The sequence below is a fragment of the Rhodopseudomonas rhenobacensis genome (assembly GCF_014203125.1).
Classification (GTDB): Bacteria; Pseudomonadota; Alphaproteobacteria; order Rhizobiales; family Xanthobacteraceae; genus Rhodopseudomonas_A; species Rhodopseudomonas_A rhenobacensis.
Map to the genome: position 1 here is coordinate 27,524 of NZ_JACHIH010000030.1, position 16,426 is coordinate 43,949.

Annotated in this window: 12 protein-coding genes and 1 pseudogene; 9 read left to right on the forward strand and 4 right to left on the reverse strand. The window is 66.0% G+C overall.

What is annotated here, in order from left to right; translation table 11 throughout:
• The first annotated feature begins 143 nt into the window (after positions 1 to 143).
• The 5 genes from cysS to HNR60_RS19110 all read left to right on the forward strand — a co-directional run bounded on the left by cysS (position 144) and on the right by HNR60_RS19110 (position 7,045).
• Complete coding sequence (gene cysS, locus HNR60_RS19090; protein ID WP_184260817.1) at positions 144 to 1,562, forward strand: cysteine--tRNA ligase; 1,419 nt, start codon at positions 144 to 146, stop codon at positions 1,560 to 1,562.
• A 115-nt stretch (positions 1,563 to 1,677) separates the two neighbouring features.
• Positions 1,678 to 2,190, forward strand: a complete 513-nt coding sequence (locus tag HNR60_RS19095) for a GNAT family N-acetyltransferase (protein ID WP_184260819.1) — start codon at positions 1,678 to 1,680, stop codon at positions 2,188 to 2,190.
• On the forward strand, positions 2,187 to 3,785 hold the full coding sequence (gene cimA / locus HNR60_RS19100) for a citramalate synthase (protein WP_184260821.1): 1,599 nt from the start codon (positions 2,187 to 2,189) through the stop codon (positions 3,783 to 3,785). The genes HNR60_RS19095 and cimA overlap by 4 nt, the downstream gene beginning before the upstream one ends.
• 289 nt (positions 3,786 to 4,074) lie before the next feature.
• Positions 4,075 to 5,619, forward strand: a complete 1,545-nt coding sequence (locus tag HNR60_RS19105) for an acetolactate synthase large subunit (protein WP_184260823.1) — start codon at positions 4,075 to 4,077, stop codon at positions 5,617 to 5,619.
• 10 nt (positions 5,620 to 5,629) lie between these two features.
• Complete coding sequence (locus HNR60_RS19110; protein WP_184260825.1) at positions 5,630 to 7,045, forward strand: FAD-binding oxidoreductase; 1,416 nt, start codon at positions 5,630 to 5,632, stop codon at positions 7,043 to 7,045.
• A gap of 250 nt (positions 7,046 to 7,295) precedes the next feature.
• Here HNR60_RS19110 and HNR60_RS19115 read toward each other — a convergent pair whose 3' ends face one another.
• Positions 7,296 to 7,901, reverse strand: a complete 606-nt coding sequence (locus HNR60_RS19115) for an LOG family protein (RefSeq protein WP_184260827.1) — start codon at positions 7,899 to 7,901, stop codon at positions 7,296 to 7,298.
• 243 nt (positions 7,902 to 8,144) lie between these two features.
• Here HNR60_RS19115 and HNR60_RS19120 point away from each other — a divergent pair, with 243 nt between their 5' ends.
• From HNR60_RS19120 to pssA, 3 genes and pseudogenes are all read left to right on the forward strand, one after another.
• The gene (locus HNR60_RS19120) at positions 8,145 to 10,127 is read left to right on the forward strand and encodes an ABCB family ABC transporter ATP-binding protein/permease (RefSeq protein WP_184260829.1); all 1,983 of its coding nucleotides are present in this window, start codon (positions 8,145 to 8,147) and stop codon (positions 10,125 to 10,127) included.
• Positions 10,128 to 10,255: 128 nt separating this feature from the next.
• Positions 10,256 to 10,969 (forward strand): annotated as a pseudogene (locus tag HNR60_RS19125) (phosphatidylserine decarboxylase); the annotation flags it as partial.
• 147 nt (positions 10,970 to 11,116) lie between these two features.
• Positions 11,117 to 11,998, forward strand: a complete 882-nt coding sequence (pssA, locus tag HNR60_RS19130; RefSeq protein WP_184260922.1) for a CDP-diacylglycerol--serine O-phosphatidyltransferase — start codon at positions 11,117 to 11,119, stop codon at positions 11,996 to 11,998.
• Between the two features lie 238 nt (positions 11,999 to 12,236).
• Here pssA and HNR60_RS19135 read toward each other — a convergent pair whose 3' ends face one another.
• The 3 genes from HNR60_RS19135 to HNR60_RS19145 are packed head-to-tail and all read right to left on the reverse strand — an operon-like array spanning position 12,237 to position 15,273.
• Positions 12,237 to 13,499 carry an adenosylmethionine--8-amino-7-oxononanoate transaminase gene (locus tag HNR60_RS19135; protein ID WP_184260834.1) on the reverse strand — a complete coding sequence of 421 codons (1,263 nt, stop codon included), beginning with the start codon at positions 13,497 to 13,499 and terminating at the stop codon, positions 12,237 to 12,239.
• Positions 13,496 to 14,122, reverse strand: a complete 627-nt coding sequence (gene bioD / locus HNR60_RS19140) for a dethiobiotin synthase (protein WP_184260836.1) — start codon at positions 14,120 to 14,122, stop codon at positions 13,496 to 13,498. Before bioD ends, HNR60_RS19135 begins: the two co-directional genes overlap by 4 nt.
• On the reverse strand, positions 14,119 to 15,273 hold the full coding sequence (locus HNR60_RS19145) for an 8-amino-7-oxononanoate synthase (RefSeq protein ID WP_184260838.1): 1,155 nt from the start codon (positions 15,271 to 15,273) through the stop codon (positions 14,119 to 14,121). Before HNR60_RS19145 ends, bioD begins: the two co-directional genes overlap by 4 nt.
• A gap of 367 nt (positions 15,274 to 15,640) precedes the next feature.
• Here HNR60_RS19145 and HNR60_RS19150 point away from each other — a divergent pair, with 367 nt between their 5' ends.
• Positions 15,641 to 16,414: a motility protein A gene (locus HNR60_RS19150; protein WP_184260840.1), complete on the forward strand. Its 774-nt coding sequence runs from the start codon at positions 15,641 to 15,643 to the stop codon at positions 16,412 to 16,414.
• The last annotated feature ends 12 nt before the right edge of the window (positions 16,415 to 16,426 follow it).

The window sequence follows — 16,426 nt, forward strand, 5'->3', positions numbered from 1 at the left end:
GGCTGTTCCATGGTGCCGCGATGAACGGTCTTTTCTCGATTTGTGGCCTTTGCCGCGAGATTATTAGCTAGCTCACCGCTGGCTGAGGCCGTCTTTTCTCATACGAGATCACTGGACGCCCGGCCGCAAGGGACGGGATATCCATGGCTTTGCGCCTTTACGATACGCTGACCAAGGAGAAGCGCGACTTTGCGCCGCTCGATCCGTCGAATGTGCGGATGTATGTCTGCGGCCCGACGGTCTACGACTTTGCCCATATCGGCAATGCCCGGCCGGTGATCGTGTTCGACGTGCTGTTCCGGCTGCTGCGGCAGCTTTACGGCGAGAGCCACGTCACCTATGTCCGCAACATCACCGACGTCGACGACAAGATCAACGACCGCGCCGCGCGGGATTTCCCCGGCCTGCCGCTGAACGAGGCGATCCGCAAGGTCACCGAGCAGACCGAGAAGCAGTTTCAAGACGATGTGACGGCGCTCGGATGCCTTGCTCCGACTGTGCAGCCGCGCGCGACCGAGCATATCGGCGAGATGCGCGAGATCATCGACCGGCTGGTCGAAGGCGGCTTCGCCTATGTCGCCGAGGACCACGTGCTGTTCTCGCCGCAGGCGATGAACGCCGCAAACACGATCCTGCCGCGCTACGGGTCGCTGGCCAATCGCTCGCTCGACGAAATGATCGCCGGCGCCCGGGTCGACGTCGCGCCGTATAAGCGCGACGCCACCGATTTCGTGCTGTGGAAGCCGTCGAAGCCGGGCGAGCCGTCCTGGCCGTCGCCGGCCGGCATCGCCACGCAGGGCCGGCCGGGCTGGCACATTGAATGCTCGGCGATGGCCTGGAAGCATCTCGGCGAAACCTTCGACATCCACGGCGGCGGCATCGACCTGGTGTTTCCGCATCACGAGAACGAGGCCGCGCAAAGCTGCTGCGCCTTCCACACCGACCGCATGGCGACCACCTGGATGCACAACGGCTTCCTGCAGGTCGAAGGCGAGAAGATGTCGAAGAGTGTCGGCAATTTCGTCACCATCAGGCAGTTGCTGGCGGATTGGCCAGGCGAGGTGCTGCGCCTCAACATGCTGAAGACGCATTATCGCTCGCCGATCGATTGGACGCTGAACGGCCTCGAAGAGAGCGCCAAGACGCTGGATGATTGGTACTGGGTCGCGGCCGACGCCACGGGTGATCGCGCGGCCAAGACCGTGGTCGACGCGTTGTCCGACGATCTCAACACGCCGCAGATGATCGCGGCGCTGCATAGCCTGCGCAACAAGGCGGCCTCCGGCAGCGATCAGGATCGCAGCGCATTCGCCGCATCGCTGCGAATGATCGGGCTGTTGTCGGAGAGCGCGGCCACATGGAACGGGCGCAAGCAGCAGGCCAGCGATGTCGATGCCGCGCAGGTCAACGCCCTGATCGATGCCCGCACCGCCGCCCGTGCGCGAAAAGATTTCAAGGAATCCGATCGCATTCGCGACGAACTCGCCGCCATGGGCATCGCCATTAAGGACGGCAAGGACGCCGACGGCAAGCCGGTAACAACTTGGGAGATCGCCCGATGAGCAAGCCCGACACGCCGTTCCCGAAGCACTGGCTGTATTACATCGCCATCAAGGTCGGGTTGTTGGCTGGCGCCATCGCGCTGGTGTTGAAACTCTACGGATTCTGGTGAGCGCGATGGGACAAGCCATGCCACGGCCGGCGCTGCGGCCGTTCCTGCCGGCCGACACCGCCGTGCTGGCCGCGATCTTCGCCGCCAGCGTCGAGGAACTGACCGCCGAGGATTACAACGAAGCGCAGCAGCAGGCCTGGATCGCCGCCGTCGACGACGAAGCGGCGTTCGGCCAGCGGTTGGGCGAGCAGCTGACGCTGATCGCGACGCTGCAGAGCTCGCCCGTGGGCTTCGCCTCGCTGAAGGGCGCCGACCTGATCGATCTATTGTACGTGCATCCGAACGCCGCCGGGCAGGGCGTGGCGTCGATGCTGTGCGACGCGCTGGAAAAGCTCGCCGGCGCCCGCGGCGCCAAGATGCTCACCGTCGAAGCCAGCGACAATGCCGAGCCGTTCTTCGCCAAGCGCGGCTATATCGCCACCCAGCGCAACACCGTGACGCTGAACGGGGAATGGCTCGCCAACACCACCATGCAGAAAAATCTGGCCGACGCCGCGGCCGCAGGAGCCAAGTCATGAGCCGCGAACGCCTCTATCTATTCGATACCACGCTGCGCGACGGCGCGCAGACCAACGGCGTCGATTTCACGCTGCACGACAAGCGGCTGATCGCGGCGATGCTCGATGATCTCGGCATCGACTACGTCGAAGGCGGCTATCCCGGCGCCAATCCGAGCGACACCGAATTCTTCGCCGCCGATCCCGGCCTGAAGGCCGCGACCTTCACGGCGTTCGGCATGACGCGGCGGCCCGGCCGTTCGGCGTCGAACGATCCCGGCATCGCGGCGCTTCTCGAAGCCAAGGCCGACGCGATCTGCTTCGTGGCAAAGTCCTCGGCCTACCAGGTCCGCGTCGCGCTCGGCACCACCAACGAGGAAAACCTCGCCTCGATCCGCGACAGCGTCGGCGCCGCCAAGGCTCGTGGCCGCGAAGTGCTGGTCGACTGCGAGCATTTCTTCGACGGCTACAAGGAAGATCCGGCGTTCGCGCTGTCCTGCGCCAAGGCCGCCTATGAGTCCGGCGCGCGCTGGGTGGTGCTGTGCGACACCAATGGCGGCAGCATGCCGGATGAAGTCGAGGCGATCGTCGGCGAGGTGGTCAAGCAGATCCCCGGCAGCCATGTCGGCATCCACGCCCACAACGACACCGAGCAGGCGGTGGCCTGTTCGCTCGCCGCGGTGCGCGCCGGCGCGCGGCAGATCCAGGGCACGCTGAACGGGCTCGGCGAGCGCTGCGGCAACGCCAATCTGTGCTCGATGATCCCGACCTTGAAGCTGAAGCCGGAATTCGCCGCCGCCTTCGACATCGGCGTGTCGGAGGAGAAGCTCGCGACGCTGGTGCAGGTGTCGCGCGCGCTCGACAATATCCTCAATCGGCCGAGCAATCCGCACGCCGCCTATGTCGGCGCCAGCGCCTTCGTCACCAAGACCGGGATCCATGCCTCGGCGGTGATGAAGGATCCGCATACTTATGAGCACGTGACGCCGGAGACGGTCGGCAATCACCGCAAGGTGCTGGTGTCGGATCAGGCCGGCCGCTCCAACGTGCTGGCGGCACTGTCGCGCACCACCATCCCGTTCGACAAGGATGATCCGAAGCTGAACCGGCTGGTCGAGGAATTGAAGGAGCGCGAGGCCGCCGGCTACGCTTACGAATCCGCCAACGCCTCGTTCGATCTGTTGGCGCGGCGCACGCTCGGCAAGGTCCCGGAGTTCTTCCGGGTCGAGCAGTTCGACGTCAATGTCGAGCAACGCTACAATTCGCACGGCAACCGCGTCACCATGGCGATGGCGGTGGTCAAGGTGAATGTCGACGGCGAGGTGCTGATCTCGGCCGCCGAAGGCAACGGCCCGGTCAACGCGCTCGATGTTGCGCTGCGCAAGGACCTCGGCAAGTTCCAGAAGTACATCGAGAACCTCAAGCTGATCGATTACCGCGTCCGTATCCTCAATGGCGGCACCGAGGCGGTGACAAGGGTGCTGATCGAGAGCGAGGACGAGCAGGGCGAACGCTGGACCACCATCGGGGTGTCGCCGAATATCATCGACGCCTCGTTCCAGGCGCTGATGGACTCGGTGGTCTACAAGCTGGTGAAGTGCAACGCCCAGGCGTGATGCCCAAAACTGACCGCGGCATCTCGCAGTTGCGGTAGGCGATTTCGCCTCAAGAAATTAGCGCCGCGTCCTGCGTTGACTTGAATCAATGCGGGCGCCGTGGCTACACTCCCACACTGAGCGACAACGGCGCTGCTGTTCGAAGCCGCGACTGAGCTTTTGCTCGGCCGCCGGCCTTCGATCGCCGCGCCGCTTGCCGATACGACCCCGCCGACTGCAGGACAGCAAAAATGTCCGCAGGTAATGATCCGGGGCGATACCATGAGGAGACGTCAGTTTGGGCCACGCCATGAACGGCGCACAGTCGGTTGTGCAGACCCTGGTCAATTGCGGCGTTGAAGTCTGTTTCGCCAATCCCGGCACTTCGGAAATGCATTTTGTCGCGGCGCTCGACGCGGTCGGCGGGATGCGGCCGGTGCTGTGCCTGTTCGAAGGGGTGGCGACCGGCGCCGCCGATGGCTACGGCCGCATCGCCGGCAAGCCGGCGGCGACCTTGCTGCATCTCGGCCCCGGCCTCGCCAATGGCCTCGCCAATCTGCACAACGCGCGGCGGGCTTCGAGCCCGATCGTCAATGTGGTCGGCGACCACGCCACCTATCACCTGCAATACGACGCGCTATTGACCTCGGACATCGCCGGCTTCGCCCGGCCGGTGTCGTCGTGGATTCACCAATCGACCAGCGCCGGCAGCGTCGGCTCCGACGCCGCGCGCGCAGTGCAGGCGGCGCGCTCGGCGCCGGGCGGCATCGCCACGCTGATCATGTCGGCGGATGTGGCCTGGAACGAAGCGGCGTTCGCGGCGCACAAGCTCGACGATATCGGCCCGGCGCGGGTCGCCGCTGACAGCATCGAGAGCGTCGCGGCGCTGCTCGGCAACGGCAAGAAATCGGCGCTGCTGATCCGCGGTGAGGGCTTGCGCGGCACAGGCTTGGAGGCCGCCGGCCGCATTCAGGCCAAGACCGGCGCGCGGCTGCTCTGCGACACCTTCGCACCGCATGGCGAGTTCGGCGCCGGGCGGGTGCCGGTCGAGCGCATTCCGTATTTCGCCGAGCAGATCGTGATGTTCCTGAAGGACGTCGAGCAACTGATCCTGGTCGGCGCCAAGCCGCCGGTGTCGTTCTTCGCCTATCCCGGCAAGCCGAGCTGGGGCGCGGCTGAGGGCTGCGTGTTCAGTTATCTGGCGCAGCCGCATGAGGACGGCGCCCGCGCGCTGCAAGATCTCGCCGACGCGCTGGATGCGCCGGCCGCGCCCGCGACGCGGACACCGCTGGTGTTGCCCGAGTTGCCGAAGGGCAAGCTGAACTCGCTCGGCGTGGCGCAGGTGATCGCGCACTACACCCCCGACAACGCGATCTATGCCGACGAATCCGCCACCTCCGGCTTGGCGTTGATGATCCATCTGGCCCGGGCGCGGCCCTACACGCATCTGCCGCTGGCCGGCGGCTCGATCGGGCAGGGGCTGCCGCTCGCGGTCGGCGCGGCGCTGGCGGCGCCCGACCGCAAGGTGGTGTGCCCCTCGGGCGACGGCGGCGCCGCCTACACGCTGCAGGCGCTGTGGACCATGGCGCGGGAAAATCTCGACGTCACCGTGGTGATCTTCGCCAACCGTTCCTACGCGATTCTGAACATCGAGCTGCAGCGGGTCGGCGTCGGCACCGCCGGCACCAAGGCGCTGTCGATGCTCGATCTGCACAATCCGGAAATCAGCTGGGTGCAGGTCGCGTCCGGCCTCGGCGTCGAAGCCAGCCGTGCCACCACGGCGGAAGAGTTCGCCGCGCAATATGCCGACGCCATGGCGCAGCGCGGCCCGCGCCTGATCGAAGCGATGATCTAGGGAGGTTTGCATGTCGATGGCCATCGTCGCTGCGCTTCGTCACATCGTCGGCGAGAGCGCCGTGCTGGAGCCGGCCGAACTCGGAAAGCGCTCTGCCGGCGCCTACCGCTTCGACAATCTGCGCGCCGCGGCGCTGGTGCGGCCGGCCAACACCAAGGAGGTCTCCGACGTGCTGCGCTGGTGCCACGCCCACAACATCGCGGTGGTCACCCAGGGCGGTCTCACCGGCCTGGTGCATGGCGGCGACGCCGGCGCCAACGACGTCATCCTGTCGCTGGAGCGGATGCGCGCCATCGAGGCGATCGATCCGGTGCAGCGCACCGCGACGGTCGAGGCCGGCGTGGTGCTGCAGACGCTGCAGGAGGCGGTCGATCAGCACGATCTTTCGTTCCCGCTCGATCTCGGCGCGCGCGGCAGCGCCACGCTCGGCGGCAACGCTGCGACCAATGCCGGCGGCAACCGGGTGATCCGCTACGGCATGACCCGCGACATGGTGCTTGGGCTCGAGGTGGTGCTGGCCGACGGCAGCATCGTGTCGTCGATGAATCAACTGATCAAGAACAACGCCGGCTATGATCTCAAACAGCTGTTCATCGGCTCGGAGGGCACGCTCGGCGTGATCACCAAATTGGTGCTGCGGCTGCGGGAAAAGCCGCTCGCCACCAACATGGCCTTCGTCGGGCTGGACAGTTTCGACGCGGTGGCGAAATTCCTCAAGCACGCCGACCGCGCGCTCGGCGGCACGCTGTCGGCGTTCGAGGTGATGTGGCAGTCGTTCTATCAGCTGGTCACCACCGCGCCCGCCAAGGGCCAGCCGCCGATCGCGCAGAACTATCCGTATTACGTGCTGATCGAAAGCCAGGGCGCCGACCGGGAACTCGACACCCAGCGGTTTCAGGCGGCGCTGGAAGGGGCGCTACAGGCCGGGCTGATCGCGGACGCGGCGATCGCGCAGTCCGATGCCGATTGCCAGGCGTTCTGGGCGCTGCGCGACGACGTCGGCCAGGTGATGCAGGGCGGCTTGCCGGTGGTGTTCGACATCTCGCTGCCGATCGCCGCGATGGAGGCCTATGCCGAGGGGTTGCGCGAGACGCTGGCCGCCGAGATCGGCGATCACAAGTTGTGGATCTTCGGCCATCTCGGCGACGGCAATCTGCACGTCGTGGTGCAGGTCAAGCCGCAGAACTACCTGGCGCTGCGGCCGAAGATCGAAGCGTTGGTGTATCGGCCGCTCGCCGCCTGCCACGGCTCGGTGTCGGCCGAGCACGGCATCGGCCTCGAGAAGAAGCCATATCTGCACATCAGCCGCAACGCCGCCGAGATCGCGCTGATGCGTACGCTGAAAGCCGCGCTCGACCCCAAGGGCATCCTCAACCCCGGCAAGATTTTCGAGGTGGCTGCTGCGGCGCAGCGCGCGTCGGCCTGAACCTGCGGTTCGGATTTTGGAGTTGAGTTACGTTTGAGTTGCTGAGTTGAAGCTGAGTTGCAGCGCTGCGCCAATTGCGGAGTTGTCATTCCGGGGCGCGAGGCCGAAAGGCCGAGCGAACCCGGAATCTTGCTGCGGGTGAAAGCGCCGGGCGCGTTGCGAGATTCCGGGTTCGCTCGAGCTGACGCTCTCGCGCCCCGGAATGACGGCTTCGTTGTTGGTTGGACGCCTCCAACCAGCGAACAGCGCCCTAAAACCGCTCGGCGATTTCCGGAACCACGGCGTCGGCCTCGGCGGGCGTTGCCGCCGCAGCCTCGCGCAGCATCGGCAGGATCTGTTCGACCGCCTCGGCCTGCAACAGCTCGACGGAGAGATTCTTGCGGATGAAGGCGGTGTCGCGCATGTGGTCGAGCAGCGCCAGCAGCGGTTCCCAGAAGCCGCCGATATTGGCGATCAGGATCGGCTTCTTGTGGCGGCCGAGCTGCTGCCAGGTCAATTGCTCGACCAGTTCCTCCAGCGTGCCGACGCCGCCCGGCAGCGCCACGAAGGCGTCGGAGCGCTCAAACATCAGCCGCTTGCGCTCGTGCATGTCGTCGGTGACGATCAGTTCCTGCACCCGATCGAGCATATGCTCCTTCTTGGTGAGAAAGTTCGGAATGATTCCGGTGACGGTGCCGCCGTGGTCGAGCGTGGCTTTCGCCACCGCGCCCATCAGGCCGATCGAGCCGCCGCCATAGACCAGGCCGACCTTGTTCAGCGCCAGCTGCCGGCCGAAAGCGGTCGCCGCCTCGATGAACCGCGGGTTGCTGCCGGCTCCGGAGCCGCAATAGACACAGACCGTTTTGATGTCGCCCATGCCGGCGATGTGGCACCGCAAGATCACATCGTCAAGACATCGCCGTCGCGTGCCGCGCTGCAAAACCGCGAATCGCAGCGCAGGGCCGCGGCAACTGGTGGTTCTGCGGGGTTGAAAAGAATCGACAGCAAGGGTGCATGACCCGTGCAAAGGCACTATATCTCGGGCTGACCGAACTCCGATCCGCGCGATGCGGCGGCTTTGCCGTGGCGCGTCGTTGCAGGCATTCCTCAGGCATTGTTGATGACACCTCACCACGCGCGGCCGGCTGACCAAGCGCCGCAAACTCCCGACGATTCGGCGCCCAAGGCGACCATGCTGGGCACGCTGGTGCACCTGTGGCCGTATATCTGGCCCGGCGACCGCTTCGACCTGAAGATGCGGGTGGTGTGGGCGATGGTGCTGCTGCTGATCGCCAAGCTCGCCACCATGGTGGTGCCGTTCACCTTCAAATGGGCGATCGACGCCTTGACCGGCGCCGACACCGCGCCGGTCGAGCCGTCGAACTGGACGCTGTGGCTGATCGCCTCGCCGCTGATCATGACCGCGAGCTACGGCGCGGTGCGGATCATCATGGCGGTGCTGACGCAATGGCGCGACGGCATGTTCGCCCAGGTGGCGATGCACGCGGTGCGCAAGCTCGCCTACATGACCTTCGTGCATATGCACGAATTGTCGCTGCGGTTCCATCTCGAGCGCAAGACCGGCGGCTTGACAAGGGTGCTGGAGCGCGGCCGCAACGGCATCGAAGTCATCGTGCGGATGGTGATCCTGCAGCTGGTGCCGACCATCGTCGAGGTCTCGCTGCTGATGGGCGTGCTGCTGTGGCAGTTCGACTGGCGCTACGTGCTGGTCACGCTGATCACGGTGGTGATCTATATGTACTACACTTACATCGCCACCGAATGGCGGATCGGCATCCGCCGCAACATGAACGAGTCCGACAGCGAGGCCAATACCAAGGCGATCGATTCGCTGTTGAACTACGAGACGGTGAAATATTTCAGCGCCGAGACCCGCGAGGCCGAGCGCTACGACCGCACCATGGCGCGGTACGAGCACGCCAGCGTCAAGACCTACACATCGCTCGCCGTGCTCAACGCCGGCCAAGCGGTGATCTTCACCTGCGGGCTCACCGCCACCATGCTGATGTGCGCGATCGGCGTGCGCAACGGCACCAATACGGTGGGCGATTTCGTCATGGTCAACGCCATGATGATCCAGCTCTACCAGCCGTTGAATTTCATGGGCATGGTGTATCGCGAGATCAAGCAGGCGATCGTCGACATCGAGAAGATGTTCGGCGTTTTGACCAAGAACCCCGAGGTCAAGGATCTGCCGGGCGCCAAGCCGCTGGTTGTTTCCAGCGGCAATGTCCGCTTTGACGACGTGCGGTTTGCCTACGACCCGGAGCGGCCGATCCTGAAGGGGCTCAGCTTCGAGGTGCCGGCCGGCAAGACCGTGGCGATCGTCGGGCCTTCGGGCGCCGGCAAGTCGACGATCTCGCGGCTGTTGTTCCGGCTGTACGACGTCTCCGGCGGCAAGATCCTGATCGACGGCCAGGACATCCGCAAAGTCACCCAGAGTTCGCTGCGCGCCTCGATCGGCATGGTGCCGCAAGACACCGTGCTGTTCAACGACACCATCCGCTACAACATCCGCTACGGCCGCTGGGACGCCAGCGACGCCGAGGTCGAGGAGGCGGCGCGCACCGCGCAGATCGACGCCTTCATCCAGGCCTCGCCGAAGGGCTACGAGACCGAGGTCGGCGAGCGCGGCCTGAAACTGTCCGGTGGCGAGAAGCAGCGCGTGGCGATCGCCCGCACCGTGCTGAAGGCGCCGCCGATCCTGCTGCTCGACGAGGCCACCTCGGCGCTCGACAGCCACACCGAGCAGGAGATCCAGGATGCGCTCGAGCGGGTATCCCGCAACCGCACCTCGCTGGTGATCGCGCACCGGCTCTCCACCATCGTCGGCGCCGACGAGATCATCGTGCTGGACCAAGGTCGCATTGTGGAGCGCGGCAAGCACGGCCAGCTTCTTGCCGCAAACGGGCTTTACGCCAGCATGTGGAACAGGCAGCGCGAGGCACAGGAGGCGCGCGAAAAGCTGGCTCTGATCGGCGACGACGTCGCCCCGGCCGCCCGCGCGCCGACGCTCCACGAGGCGGTGGCACCAGAGCCTGCGGACCATGTTACGCTCGCCACGCCCGATGCCGCGGAGTGAGTGACGCAAGCCAATCGCGCGGCCGCGCAGCAAATCGTGGCGGCGACCTAGAATTCTTCATATAACCCGGTTCCCCGGCCCGCCGCTCGTGGCGCGCCACCCTCGCCCACAAGGGGAGAGGGGACAACAGAAGCAGTGAGCTGATGTCGATCGTCAATTCCATTCGTGCGCAAATTCCGCCGATCCATCGCGAAGGCTATCCGTTCATCGGCGGCTTCGCGCTGATCAGTCTGTTGCTGTTCTGGCTGTGGACGCCGCTGGGCTGGATCGGCGTGGTGCTGACGATCTGGTGCGCGCTGTTCTTCCGCGACCCGGTGCGGGTGACGCCGGTGCGCGACGATCTGGTGATCGCCCCGGCCGACGGCCGGGTCTCGATGGTGGTGGCGATGGTGCCGCCGGCCGAGCTCGGCCTCGGCGACAAGCCGCTGTTGCGGATCTCGATCTTCATGAGCGTGTTCAACTGCCACGTGAACCGCGCCCCGGTGGCCGGGCGGATCGAGCGCATCGTCTACAGCCCCGGCAAGTTCATCAACGCCGACCTCGACAAGGCCAGCGAAGACAACGAGCGCAACTCGATGGTGATCTCGACCCCGGGCGGCCAGATCGGCGTGATCCAGATCGCCGGCCTGGTGGCGCGGCGGATCGTGTCGTTCGTGCGGGTCGGGCAGACGCTCGGCGCCGGCGAACGCTTCGGCCTGATCCGGTTCGGCTCGCGGCTCGATGTCTATCTGCCGGACGGCGCCAAGGCGCTGGTGTCGCCGGGACAGACCTCGATCGCCGGCGAAACCGTGCTGGCCGACTTCCGCCAGGGCGACGGCGGCCGCACCTATCGGGCCGCCTGAGCGATCGCGCGGGCAGTGAGGCCATCGGCCGCGGCAGGCCGATGGCGTGGCGGCTCGGGCGGGGCTATATCATCAGGCTGGGCCGGAGCATGATCACGTGGATCGCGGTTGCGGCTCAACCTCGAACTTGCTGTGAAGGCGATGTCGATGCCCTTTGATCCGAAATTCAACGACCCGCCGCGGCGCCGGTTCGGCCCGATCCCGGTGCGGATGTTGGTCCCCAACGTGATCACGCTGCTGGCGATCTGCGCCGGCCTGACCGCGATCCGGCTCTCCACCGAGGGGCGGATGGAGCTCGCGGTGGCGGCGATCGTGTTCGCCGCGGTGCTCGACGGCCTCGACGGCCGGGTCGCCCGGATGATCAAGGGACAGTCGAAATTCGGCGCCGAGCTCGACAGCCTGGCCGACTTCGTCAATTTCGGCGTGGCGCCGGGGCTGATCCTGTATTTCTGGCAGCTGCACGAACTGCACAATGTCGGCTGGATCGCCTCGATGATCTTCGCGATCAGCGGCAGCCTGCGGCTGGCGCGCTTCAACTCGACGATGGACGATCCCAACAAGCCCGCCTTCGCGGCGAATTACTTCACCGGCGTGCCGGCGCCGGCCGGCGCCATCGCGGTGCTGCTGCCGGTCTACATGTCGTTCCTCGGCGCACCGTCGCTGCCGGCGGTGCTGACCGCGCTGTACACCCTGGTGATCGCCGGGCTGATGGTGTCGCGACTGCCGGTGTTCTCCGGCAAGGCGGTGCGGATGCGGGTGCCGCCGGAGATGGTGCTGCCGGTGTTCGTCTCGGTGGTGTTCATCATCGCGCTGCTGATCGGCTATCCCTGGTACATGCTGTCGGTCGGCACGCTGCTGTATCTGATCAGCCTGCCGCTCGGGATGCGGTCGTATCGCGAGCGCGCGCGTAGCGCCGCCGCGGCAGCGGCGCACGGACCCGCGCCCGGCACCCATGGGCCGCATCCGACGTCGTCGCTGACGCCGACGGCCGATCCCGCGCATGACGAGCGTCCGCCGCGGCTGAACTGAGCCCGCGGCGCTGCTTCACGCCTCTGCGGGCTTTTCGCGTTGGATTGATGCGCTGCAAATTCGCAGGCCGTCATTCCGGGGCGCGAGCAGCGATAGCTGCGAGCGAACCCGGAATCTCGCTGCAGGAGCCCGTATCCGCTCGTGTTGCGAGATTCCGGGTTCGCTCGTTCTGACGAACTCGCGCCCCGGAATGACGACGGCATTTGGGTTGGATGCTTCGATCTCAGCCCAAAATACTCTACCCCGGCAAATCCGCGGCCTCGCTGATCGCTGCGTAGATCTCATCGAGATCGTCGGCGGTGACGCAATACGGCGGCATCACATAGATGGTGTTGCCGAGCGGGCGCAGCAGCAGATTTCGGCTGGCGAAAAAGCCCAACAGCTTCGGCCCGATGCCGGCGAGATAGCCGCCGTCGGGCGCCTTCAGATCGAGCGCGGTGATGGTGCCGATCCGCCGCACATTCTCGAATCGCGGATCGCTTTCGAACGGCGCGAGCCGTTGCGCCTGCATCGCCGCGACCGCCTCGATCCGCGTCATGCATTGCGGGTCCTGCCACAGATCCAGGTTGGCGCGCGCGGCGGCGCAGGCCACCGAATTTGCGGTGTAGGAACTGGAATGGAAGAAGGTGCGGGTGCGGTCCTGCGAGTAATGCGCCTCGTAGATCTCGCCGCGGCACAGCGTCACCGCCAGCGGCAGCGAGCCGCCGGTCAGGCCCTTCGAATAGCAGGCGATGTCCGGTGAGATGTCGGCCTGCTGGCAGGCGAACAGCGTGCCGGTGCGGCCCCAGCCGGTCATCACCTCGTCGGCGATGAACAGCACGCCCGCCGCCTCGCAGATCCGCTTCATCTCGCGCAGCAGCGACGGCGAATAGATCAGCATGCCGCCCGAGCCGAGCACCAGCGGCTCGACGATGAACGCCGCCGGCTTGGCGCGGCAGGCCGCCTGCAGCGCGTCCAGCGTGGCCTGCTCGTGGCCTGCGGCGGGGAAGGGGATCACCGTGGCGTCGAACAACAAGGGCTCATAGGCGGCGTTGAACACGCCGCGCGCACCGACCGACATCGTGCCCACGGTGTCGCCGTGATAGGAGTGCTGCATCACCACGATGCGCGAGCGCGGCTCGCCGATGTTGCGCCAATAGCCGAGCGCCATCTTCAGCGCCACTTCGACCGCGGTCGAACCTGAGTCGGAGAAGAACACGTAGTCCAGCCCCTTGGGCGTCAGCTTCAAAAGCGCCTTGGCGACGTCTTCCGCCGGCTGGTGGGTGTAGCCGGCGAAGATGATCTGGTTGAGCTCGGCAGCCTGCTGTTGGATCGCCTCCACGATATGCGGATGGCAGTGGCCGTGCGTCACCACCCACCACGACGCGATCGCGTCGATGATCCGCGCGCCGTCTTCGGTGTACAGATAGGCGCCGTCGCCGCGCACCACCTTGGTCATGGCGCCGTGCAGCGCGTGCTGGGTGAACGGATGCCAGATCGGCGAATGTGCAGCGCTGGTCACGCGAAATCTTCCCGGTTGAATGACGTTGCGAAGGCCGCCTTCAGCGAGGCGCGGTCGAGCGGATCGAGCCGCGGCAGCCGGCCCAGCCGTCGCACCTTGCCGATCGCGCAGATGATGTCCTCGCTGTCGCGGACTTCGTCGCCGATGAAGGCGACGCCGCAGATCGGAATGTCGCGGCGGCGCAACGCCTCGATCGACAGCAGCGCATGATTGATGGTGCCGAGCGCGGTGCGCGCGCATAGCACCACCGGCAAATTCCAGCGCGCGAACACGTCGATATACAGCGTTTCGGGATTGAGCGGCACCATCAGCCCCCCGGCGCCCTCGATCACCAAGGGGCCGTCGACCGGCGGCAGCTCGAGCGCCTCGACGTCGATGCGAACGCCGTCGAGTCTGGCTGCAAGATGCGGCGAGGCGGGGGTGTTAAGACGAAAGCGCTCCGGCAGGATGCGGTCGGCGGAGAGCCCGCTCAGCGCCGCGACGCGGCTGGAATCGGTATCGCCGTCGAGCCCGGCCTGCACCGGCTTCCAGTAGGATGCGCCGAGAAAGCCGGCGAGCCCGGCGGAAAATACCGTCTTGCCGATCTCGGTATCGGTGCCGGTGACGACGATGCGCGGGCTCATCGCGCGGCGCCCTTGGTTTCTTCGTCGAGCGCGTCCAGCATCGACAGCACTTCGGCCTCGCCGACATTGAGCGTCAGCGAGATCCGCAGCCGCGCGGTGCCGGCCGGCACCGTCGGCGGTCGGATGCCGCGGATGTCGAAGCCGCGCGCCTGCATCGCCGCCGCGAGCGTCATCGCCCGCGTATTGTCGCCGACGATGTAGGGCAGGATCTGCGAGTTCGACAGCCGCTGCCCGCCGCGGGCTTCGAATTCGCGATGCGTGAAGGCGATCAGATCGAGCAATCGCTGCGGCCGCTCCGGTTCGTCCTGCAGCAGTACCAAGGCTTGCTGCACTGCGACTGCGACCAGCGGCGACGGCGCGGTGGAGAAGATGAACGGCCGGCAGCGGTTGACCATGAAATCGCGCAGCACGCGGGTCATGGTGACCAGCGCGCCCGCGGCGCCGAGCGCCTTGCCGCAAGTATGCACCACGATCAGGTTCTCGCGGCCCTCATACGGCGCGGTGAGGCCGCGGCCCTGCGGCCCGTAGATCCCGGTGGCGTGGGCTTCGTCGACGATCAGGAAGGCGTCGTGGCGCTCTGCCAGCGGCATCAGTTCGGCGAGCGGCGCGAAATCGCCGTCCATGCTGTACAGGCTCTCGACCACGATCCAGACCCGGCCGGTGCCGCCTTCGCCGCGCCATTTGCGGATCGCATCCTCGACCGCCTGGGCATCGTTGTGGCCGCCGTCGCGATAATCGGCGCGGCCGGCGCGGGCGCCTTCATGGATGCTGGCGTGCACCAGGGTGTCCAGCACCAACAGATCGCCGCGTTGCGGCAGCGTGGTCAGCACGGCGAAATTCGCCACATAGCCGGCAGGGAAATACAGCGCGGCGTCGGCGCCGAAGAACCGCGCGGCGTAGGCTTCCAGGTTCTCGTGTTCGGCACAGTTGCCGCGCAGGCTGCGCGAGCCGCCGGAGCCGATCGAGGTGCCGGATTGCAGCGCGGCGATCATCGCCTCCCTGATCTGCGGCGCGTTGGCGAGCCCCAGGTAATCATTGGAGACGAAGTCGATGCCGGCGCGCGGCACCAGTCGCCGCAGTCGGCCGTCGTCGTTCAAGGCTTGCAAGGCCGCCCGGTAGGGCGCCAGTTTGTCGGTGGGTGCGAAGGTCATGGTTTCTTATCGCGGCGTGGTCGCGCCGGCACGGATCGGCGGAGCTGCCAACAGGGTTTCGTTGCGCGAGGCGCGGTCGAGTCGTTGCGGACTCTATAGCGCCTTTACCGCGCCAGGGCGACCTGCCGTCGGCCACTGTTCTTGCTGCCGCGCCGCGGCCCCGAGGCCCGGCCGGCGCCGCGTGCTTTGCAACACGCACAGCGCCGCTGGGGCGTCGGCTGTTAGCCGTTAGGCCGCTGTTAATAATTACTTATCCGGTAACGGGTCTTTAATCGCGGCGACGCTACGGTGGTTCCACGCTGCTCAGAACGGGTTGCGCGTCGCCAATGCTGATTGGCGGCTGAGTCCGTGCGTACCGGAGTTCAAAATGGATATCGCAACTCTCCTTGGCCTGGTCGCGGGCGGCATCGTTCTGTCGACGCTCATCCTGATGGGTGGCGATTTCCGGATGTTCTACGACATTCACGCCGTCATCATCATTTTCGGCGGCTCCCTCGCCGCGACTCTGATTCGCTTTCCGCTCTCGACGATGATGCATGGCCTGCCGCTGGGCGCCAAATTCGCATTCACGCTGAGTAGCCTGTCGGCTCGTGACCTGGTGGAAGAACTGGCGCGGATCGCCGAGATCGCGCGCAAATCCGGCCCGGTGGGACTGGAAAAGGTCGAGACCGACGAGCCGTTCCTCGCCAAGGGCATTCGCTACGTCGCTGACGGCTACGACCTGGAATTCATCCGCGACAACATGGAGCGGGACCGCGACAACTTCCTGCTGCATCTCAACGAAGGCTCGAAGATCTACCGCGCGATCGGCGACTGCGCGCCGGCCTTCGGCATGATCGGCACACTGCTCGGCATGGTGCAGATGTTCTCCAACATGTCCGATCCGTCGAAGCTCGGCCCATTCATGGCGGTGGCGCTGCTGGCGACCTTGTACGGCGCGCTGGTGGCAAACCTGATCTGTCTGCCGATCGCCGACAAGCTGCACGGCAAGCTGATCGACGAGGAGACCAACCGCACGCTGATCATCGACGGCATCCTGATGATCCGGGATTCCAAGAGCCCGACCTTGGTGCGCGAAATGCTGTTGGCCTATCTGCCCGAGAAGCATCGTCATGAAGAAGGCGAGATGGTTCCGGCGTAGCGCACGGCATAG